Source organism: Peribacillus sp. 05N428, from assembly GCF_056397085.1.
On the sequence record NZ_JBFTMS010000114.1, the window covers coordinates 1 to 1266 of the forward strand.

The following is a 1266-nucleotide window of genomic DNA, read 5'->3' on the forward strand; positions in this document are numbered from 1 at the left end:
GTTCCATATATCTTACTAAATCCGATTATTTCTTATCAGGCAAAGAAGTCCAGCTTACGGAAGGTGAAAACGGACGCTATCGATGCGTACCAGTTGTGTGTGCTGTATTACAAAGAGGATTTAGAACCTCATAAAAATAGAGGAATTCAGCTATTAGACCTTCGGAATTTGTCCAGACAACAGGAAATCGTAACGAATATGTATGTGGAAGCTAAACTTCAGTTTCACACCATTTTAGATCAAGTGTTTCCTGAATACCGGAAGGTTTTTGGTGATCTATATTCAAGGGTTTCTTTATTGATATTAAAGGAATATCCCACTTCAGAGGCGGTATTAACAGCCGGGGAAAGTAAACTAGCAGAGAGTGTTATAGAGTTCTGTCCTAGCCGATCGGTTCAATGGGCATGGGAAAAAGCAAAAAAAAATAATGGACTCCGCGTCTCGAAATCCATTTCAAATAAACGTGTATCAAAGTCACGTAATCAATCTTCGTATGTATATTGAGTTGCTTTTTCATTACCAGGGACACCTCTCTGAGTTGGAAGATCGTATAGTGGCCCTGGCAAATGAACTAGAAGAATATAAGATCATCCAATCGATTCCCGGTATCGGAGAAAAAATCGCAGCCACGATTATCTCTGAAATTGGTGAAATCGATCGGTTTAATCACCCGAAAAAACTAGTTGCCTTCGACTGGAGTAGATCCAAGTGTTCACTCATCAGGTAAGTTTACGGCAACCATTAATCGTATTACGAAAAGAGGTTCGAGCAGACTACGTCATTCTCTGTATCTTGCCGTACTATGCGGCATAAGGAGTTCAAGGAACAAAAAGCTTAAAGCCTTCTTTGATAAGAAAAAATCGGAAGGAAAGCCAGCCAAAGTGGCGATCGTTGCCTGTATGAATAAACTTCTTCATTGGGTTTACGCTTTATTAAAGAGAAAAGAAGCATTCCTAGATTTATCCTGATTAACGATTTTGTGAAACAGAGAAAAATCCTTCCAAAAGGGTTTTGGAGGGTTATTTGTCATGGCCAAAAATAGTATATCATAAGGGAAATGAAAATTTTAGAGAAAGATATTGACATCCTATTAGCTGGTTTAGCTGAAGATCAGAGATGTCTTTAAGGCAGCTTTTTTGTATGAAAACACAATAGTAAAAAGCCATGCTAAAATAAACCCTCCATATTCTCATTTTTTTGATGGGGGTAAATGTACTATGTCGTTATTTAACTGGTTATGCAGTTTGTTGTTCAGATGGAGCGATT

The 1266-nt window shown here is 38.1% G+C and carries 1 pseudogene; it reads left to right on the forward strand.

The features are described from left to right. Nucleotides 1-968: pseudogene (locus AC1DIV_RS29945) on the forward strand (IS110 family RNA-guided transposase); the annotation flags it as partial. Nucleotides 969-1266: the final 298 nt, after the last annotated feature.